The organism is Microcoleus sp. OTE_8_concoct_300 (assembly GCF_031383065.1).
GTDB lineage: Bacteria > Cyanobacteriota > Cyanobacteriia > Cyanobacteriales > Microcoleaceae > Microcoleus.
In genome coordinates this window covers 1-6,352 of record NZ_JANMZH010000582.1, presented here as the reverse complement: position 1 = coordinate 6,352, position 6,352 = coordinate 1, and the positions used below count along the sequence as shown (strand labels likewise).

Sequence of the window (6,352 nt, the reverse complement as noted above, 5' to 3'; positions counted from 1 at the left end):
TTTTTGGTCGCAAATCTTCGGAATTGCCTTCTCCAACAAGCGTTGGTTGCACTTCTTCATGCTGTTCGTACCTGTCACAGGCTTGTGGATGAGCTCCATTGGCATCGTCGGTTTAGCATTAAACCTGCGCGCCTATGACTTCGTATCCCAAGAATTACGCGCTGCTGAAGATCCTGAGTTTGAAACGTTCTACACTAAGAACATTCTGCTTAACGAAGGCATTCGTGCTTGGATGGCTCCTACGGACCAACCCCACGAAAACTTCATCTTCCCTGAAGAAGTTCTGCCTCGCGGTAACGCACTTTAAAAAAATCTGGATTTGGATTTCAGATTAATTTAATTGTTTTAAATTAATCTGAAATCCAAATCCCTATTCCCCGGCGCAGGCGCGGTGATACCGTGCCCTACTAGGGAACAAAAAAACCCAAAATCCAAAATCTAAAATCGTTGGAGGTTCTACCGGGTGGTAACGCTCTCTAATTCCTACGCAAGCGGTCGCGACCAAGAATCCTCCGGGTTCGCTTGGTGGTCTGGCAACGCTCGTTTAATCAATCTCTCTGGCAAACTGCTGGGCGCACACGTCGCTCACGCTGGCTTGATCGTGTTCTGGGCCGGTGCAATGACTTTGTTTGAAGTCGCTCACTTTATCCCAGAAAAGCCCATGTACGAACAGGGCTTAATTTTGATGCCCCACGTCGCTACTTTGGGTTGGGGCGTCGGCCCCGGCGGTGAAGTTACGGATATCTTCCCGTTCTTCGTAGTCGGCGTTCTTCACCTGATTTCATCTGCTGTTCTCGGTTTGGGCGGCATTTATCACGCCGTTCGCGGCCCAGAAGTTCTCGAAGAATACTCTTCTTTCTTCGGCTACGACTGGAAAGACAAGAACCAGATGACCAACATCATCGGCTATCACCTAATTTTGTTGGGTGGCGGTTGCTTGCTGCTGGTGGCTAAGGCCATGTTCTTCGGCGGTGTCTATGACACTTGGGCTCCGGGCGGCGGCGACGTGCGTATTATCACGAACCCCACTCTGAACCCGGCTGTGATTTTTGGCTACTTGGTTCGCTCTCCTTTTGGTGGCGAAGGCTGGATTGTCAGCGTCAACAACATGGAAGACATTATCGGCGGTCACATCTGGCTTGGCCTGATTTGTATCGCTGGCGGTGTTTGGCACATTTTGACCAAGCCTTTCGGCTGGGCTCGCCGCGCCTTAATCTGGTCTGGCGAAGCTTACCTGTCTTACAGCTTGGGCGCTTTGTCCCTGATGGGCTTCATCGCTTGCTGCTTTGTCTGGTTCAACAACACTGCTTACCCCAGCGAATTCTACGGCCCGACGGGCCCGGAAGCTTCTCAAGCGCAAGCTTTGACCTTCCTGATCCGCGACCAACGCTTGGGTGCTAACGTCGGTTCTGCACAAGGCCCCACCGGTCTGGGTAAATACCTGATGCGCTCTCCTACTGGCGAAATCATTTTCGGCGGTGAAACGATGCGTTTCTGGGATTTCCAAGGTCCTTGGTTGGAACCCTTGCGCGGTACTAATGGTTTGGACTTGAACAAAATCAAGAATGACATTCAGCCTTGGCAAGCTCGCCGCGCGGCTGAGTACATGACTCACGCTCCTTTGGGTTCTTTGAACTCTGTGGGCGGTGTGGCAACTGAAGTTAACTCGTTTAACTTCACTTCTCCTCGTTCTTGGCTGTCCTGTTTCCACTTTGTGATGGGTTTCTTCTTCTTGGTCGGTCACTTGTGGCACGCTGGTCGCGCTCGCGCGGCTGTCGCTGGCTTTGAGAAGGGTATCGATCGCGAAAATGAACCAGTGCTGGCTATGCCAGACTTAGACTAATCGATCGAATTTATTTCTGATTTGATTGTCTAATTAAAAAAGGCTCCTGCTTAACGTCAGGAGCTTTTTTTATATCATGTCCGATCGATTAACCATAATATCCCGGTCGGGGCGGGTTTTTGAGATGGTCAATTATTGGCAGGTATTGTTGGCGAACCCTCCCCTACAAAAATCGCGGTCACTCGACCGGACATGATATTACTGCTGATTAACTCAGATTATGACTATTAAAAATAGCAGCTATAAGAGAATCACTTGGAAACAGTAAATTAAGGAATGAGAATTAAATAACTTCCACAAGTTTGTGGGATGGGCGTCCCGCCCGTCCTTTTTGGTCGGGCGGGACGCCCATCCCACAATAATAATTAAAATTGTAAGTTATTTAATTCGCGATCCTTAGTGTGCATCAAAGGGGTAGCTTAGCAATACGATCGACCCCTTCCTCTGCACTAGATGCTGCCCAAATCAAGAGTAGTTCTTCGATGACAACTTCTATCGGTATTTTTCGGGAAACAATAATGACTCCAGCACTCTGATTAGTAGTAATGAACTCAGCAAATTCGGAGGGCATTGTTTTTCGATCGTGGCTGACGAGAACACGTCTTTGCTGTGCTGCAATTGCCAGCACGTCGGAATCTTTAACACCTTCTAACCCAGCAGCAAAGGCAGTTTGAAAGTCGATTGTAGATTCTCGTCGCAGTAATCCTGTGACGATTGCCTGATTCAAGTCAGCATCAGCTTGGTAGCGAATATTCACGATCGCACCTGCTGTCTTGCTGCTTTAGCTGCAATCAGTTTGTTGTACAAAGCTGGATCGCTGGTTTGTAGAGGTTGAGGCATGGCATCAAATGCACCTTCTTCGGCGGCTAGGTAAGCGTCGATTTCAGCGCGGTTGCCTAGATAAAAGGCGATCGCACCATAAACCTGTTCCAGTGTCAGTAGTGGGAAAGACTGAACAATAGTTTCGGGCGATAATCCTTGTTGGAAAGCATAGGCGATCGAGTCAAGAGAAATCCGAGTTCCTTCAACCCAATAGGCATCATTCCGATACTCTATGTAAGTTTTAACTGCTACAACTGCCATAATTTTTTTTAGACTCTAACTACTTCTTATCCTAGACGGATTCAATCGCCACAAGCCTTGAAAAACTAAGAGAGCGATCGCCGATCGATTGACAAAACGTCCGTCATCTCTGATTTTAACCAAGGGGATGGTGGATTGCGATCGTAATCGATGAAATAATCGTATCCCAATTGCTCGTACAGTTCGTCAACCAGCGATTGCAAGTCCAATATCGGTTCTAAATCTTCCGATCGCAAAGGCAACAAGAATGCCGGAATGCGATCGCCTAAGTTAAAGGGATACAAATCGGAGATCGGACGAATTTTGGATCGACTAATCAAGATGCGATAGTGACTCTGAACGTTTCCAGTTTCTACAGGCAAGGGAATACCTTCGCGCAACAAATCTATTTCCACCAAATTAGTGAGGCTCTCTAAAATTTTCTGTCGCTTTGCTGTATATTTTTTACGGCCATCTCCCAACTTATTCGCAGGGGAAAGGACTTCGATCGCCGTCACCACTTCTTGAGTTGCAGCATCTTTTACTTCGATATAGGATTGCTGAATTTCTTGGAGCACTGGAACTGTTACTTTAACGGGTTCTGGCAACGGGCAAACAGCAATAGATCCTTCAAAAGAATCTGTATTCGCTGGCGCATTTCTTCGGTTCTGCTGCACGCTGACATCTGGTCTACCAATTGCAATTGCTGTCGGACCGGCGATTTTATACACCCATTTATCCGTTACCACGCGATATTTTGGAACGAGTCTGGGGACGAGCTGTCGAGCAATTGCCGCCACCAATTGATTGTGGAAATCAGACCAATACTCTGGTTGTTCGAGGTAGGGATTCATTCCCGAAAATGGATTGGGCATGGGAAACTCTCGCGATTTCTGTTATCTTTTCATACTATTGTATCCATAACTTGGAAACCTATTCTCGGTTTTACTGCTACCAACTCAGATTTAGCGGTCTAACGTTCCGCCTCACCCGCCACTAGCAGGCTTTCGGACTCAACCGATCCACTTTATCCGGTCGGCATACAGGTGGATGTTATCTCGCTGTTGTAGATTTAGGTCGTCAGATTCTTCAGTAATAAATATGCGATAACTTTTTCTTCTGCGACTTTCGGCAAATACATTCGCATAAGATCGTCACCGAACCCATCACCGATTGCGGCTTGGATGCTCATATGGACAGAATAGAACGTATCGATCTTTCTTTGGATAGGATGTACCAAGTCTATCACCTTGTCGAAGCATTCGCCTGTGGTCGCATAAAAAGCGTCTGCTATTTGCAGATATTCGTACTTTGGGACTTTAGATCCGAAATTATAGTTCGCATATTTCCTAATGTCTTGTAGGCGCTGGAACTCATCCAAGTAAGTATTAGACAATAATCGCTTTTGTATTAACCTTTGATTTATGAGATTTTTCAAGGTTGCGTGTTTGATGCGCTTCAATTCATTCGTGTCTGTCTGGTAATCCAAAAATAGCAGTGCCATTGAAAGATGGAAAATCGAGTAATAGAAGCCGATAGGTGGCAGCAGTATCGTTTTTGTTTCTTCCCATATTGATTGAGAATTCTCGCGGAAACATATAGCTGCTAATAAGTGGTGAGCACTTTTCGGATAGCGGTAAAACCATTTGTCGCTGTCTTCTGCTCGTAAATTATGTTCCATTTCCAATAGGTACGTTGAAAGTCCAGGGGGCATCATAGTTTTCAATTTTATCTAATTCTGGTTCTGGCCCGCCATAATATTAGGCACAGCGAGATAACTTATAATTGTATCGCAGTTGCGGTACAATACCCAATACAATAGAAAAATACCGCCGATCGCTAATGTATTTCACCAAAAGTAGCAGTAATTCACACAGCAATGGCTGGCGATAAATGAGCATTCAACCAAATAGTCATACGACCAAAACAGGACGATCAAGTTTGCGGACTGCATACAGAAGTGCAGCTTTAATATCGTCAATTTCCAAGTCTGGCAATTCTTCGATAATTTGTTCAAAACTCAAACCAGCAGCTAGCAACTCTAGGATATCGATGACTCGAATCCGCATTCCCCGGATGCAGGGACGACCCCCACATTGTCTTGGGTTCACTGTAATTCTGTCAAACAAATAAGCAACGGATGCTGGCATTGGTTAAAATTGTTTGAAACCTTTGTCTCTAGCTTACCTCATTTATCCCTCGAAATTCACACCGCGATATAATTCTGCGATGCCACCTCGATAAAGCGCATCAACTAAGTTGCGATCGTTAGTATGAGCTCTTGAGGATTAAACAGTTGACGTTTGGAGGCATTGAGAAATTCGATGCTAACTGGTTCCTCAGCTTCGTCATAACTGACAATCACGCCTCCAGGTTCAGAAATAGCATTGGCTGGAAACGCATCACGTAAGATAAAAATCAGAATGTCTGCTTCTGCATCGTATTTAACTTTCATTGGGATTCTCCGCAGCGAAAGCAAACACAGCTTGTAGAGATTCAGCATTAAGCGTTGGGTAGTTTTCTAGAACTTGTTGCTGTGTCCAACCTTCTGAAAATAGCCCTAGAATAAACTCCACTGATATTCGTGTTCCCTTAATTACAGGCTTGCCAAGCAGAATTTTAGGATTTGAGTGAATTTGTGCTTTCCAGTTCATAACCAGTTCGCCTCTCTATGGTTTTCATCTATTATGAGTATAGTTAAGATTTTAAAATTAACTGTCACTGTCTTTAAAGGTTCATCAAGGATGGTGTAAGTCATCCCGATTTATTTGCCCGTTGTGCCATGTATCGATCGAAAGTTGTGTAATCTCCAGCTTTGTAGTCAGCACGGGCAGCTTCAATTTCGGCAATGTCTTCTGGAGAATCGTCCTCATTCGAGAATAATTCAGCTTCCAAAAATTCCCATATCTTGTATCTTTCAGCAATTCCCAGTGACGAAATAGCTTCCAGCAGTGATTGAAATGAGATGTCTACTTTCACGGTATTCTCAGCCATCAGAACTTTGCTCCTGTTTTAATTTTACACGCTGGTGGCTACCATAGTCAGCATTTAGTTTAATGATTTCTTTCCTGTTCATTTACTCTTTTTTTAACCGCAGATTAAAGCAAATTAACGCAGATTAACGCAGATGGGAGAATGACTACTGCTATTTTACCATAAACAAAACCCGCAAGGTGCGGGCTTTATTTTAATAATGGCAATTTAACAGAAGACTACATCACAACTGCACTAATCAAAGTTTGCACATTTTGTACAACAGCAGTAGTAAAGTTATGAGTCACAGGCAAACTGTCAACCACTATTCCCGCGCACAATAGCATCAGGTACAGAATAGAGTATTTAAAGAGCGATCGCGCAACAATCTTATCCTCTGGAGTCTGCAACAGCAACCAAGCTTTTTGGGCAAAAATAGCACCCAGGAAAATAGCTGTCCCCGCATACACCGCG

9 protein-coding genes and 2 pseudogenes are annotated in these 6,352 nt (G+C 45.1%); 2 read left to right on the top strand and 9 right to left on the bottom strand.

What is annotated here, in order from left to right; all coding sequences use genetic code 11:
• Together ACUVJL_RS26575 and psbC are read left to right on the top strand one after the other, a co-directional pair.
• Positions 1-307, top strand: a pseudogene (locus ACUVJL_RS26575) (photosystem II D2 protein (photosystem q(a) protein)); the annotation flags it as partial.
• Positions 308-463: 156 nt separating this feature from the next.
• Positions 464-1,843, top strand: coding sequence for a photosystem II reaction center protein CP43 (gene psbC, locus ACUVJL_RS26570; protein WP_333102538.1), 1,380 nt, complete (start codon positions 464-466; stop codon positions 1,841-1,843).
• 406 nt (positions 1,844-2,249) lie between these two features.
• On the opposite strand, the gene ACUVJL_RS26565 is transcribed toward psbC, so the two are convergent.
• From ACUVJL_RS26565 to ACUVJL_RS26525, 9 genes and pseudogenes are all read right to left on the bottom strand, one after another.
• The gene (locus tag ACUVJL_RS26565) at positions 2,250-2,600 is read right to left on the bottom strand and encodes a DUF5615 family PIN-like protein (RefSeq protein ID WP_445248577.1); all 351 of its coding nucleotides are present in this window, start codon (positions 2,598-2,600) and stop codon (positions 2,250-2,252) included.
• The gene (locus tag ACUVJL_RS26560) at positions 2,597-2,926 is read right to left on the bottom strand and encodes a DUF433 domain-containing protein (RefSeq protein ID WP_445248576.1); all 330 of its coding nucleotides are present in this window, start codon (positions 2,924-2,926) and stop codon (positions 2,597-2,599) included. The genes ACUVJL_RS26565 and ACUVJL_RS26560 overlap by 4 nt, the downstream gene beginning before the upstream one ends.
• A gap of 65 nt (positions 2,927-2,991) precedes the next feature.
• Complete coding sequence (locus tag ACUVJL_RS26555) at positions 2,992-3,780, bottom strand: DUF4058 family protein (protein ID WP_445248575.1); 789 nt, start codon at positions 3,778-3,780, stop codon at positions 2,992-2,994.
• Between the two features lie 197 nt (positions 3,781-3,977).
• Positions 3,978-4,586, bottom strand: coding sequence for a hypothetical protein (locus ACUVJL_RS26550; protein WP_445248574.1), 609 nt, complete (start codon positions 4,584-4,586; stop codon positions 3,978-3,980).
• Positions 4,587-4,818: 232 nt separating this feature from the next.
• Complete coding sequence (locus tag ACUVJL_RS26545) at positions 4,819-5,055, bottom strand: DUF433 domain-containing protein (protein ID WP_445248573.1); 237 nt, start codon at positions 5,053-5,055, stop codon at positions 4,819-4,821.
• 104 nt (positions 5,056-5,159) lie between these two features.
• Positions 5,160-5,360 carry a DUF2283 domain-containing protein gene (locus ACUVJL_RS26540; RefSeq protein ID WP_445248572.1) on the bottom strand — a complete coding sequence of 67 codons (201 nt, stop codon included), beginning with the start codon at positions 5,358-5,360 and terminating at the stop codon, positions 5,160-5,162.
• The gene (locus tag ACUVJL_RS26535; protein ID WP_445248571.1) at positions 5,350-5,559 is read right to left on the bottom strand and encodes a DUF433 domain-containing protein; all 210 of its coding nucleotides are present in this window, start codon (positions 5,557-5,559) and stop codon (positions 5,350-5,352) included. The genes ACUVJL_RS26540 and ACUVJL_RS26535 overlap by 11 nt, the downstream gene beginning before the upstream one ends.
• A gap of 100 nt (positions 5,560-5,659) precedes the next feature.
• Positions 5,660-5,899, bottom strand: a complete 240-nt coding sequence (locus ACUVJL_RS26530; protein ID WP_445248570.1) for a hypothetical protein — start codon at positions 5,897-5,899, stop codon at positions 5,660-5,662.
• A 218-nt stretch (positions 5,900-6,117) separates the two neighbouring features.
• Positions 6,118-6,352, bottom strand: a pseudogene (locus tag ACUVJL_RS26525) (heme o synthase); the annotation flags it as partial.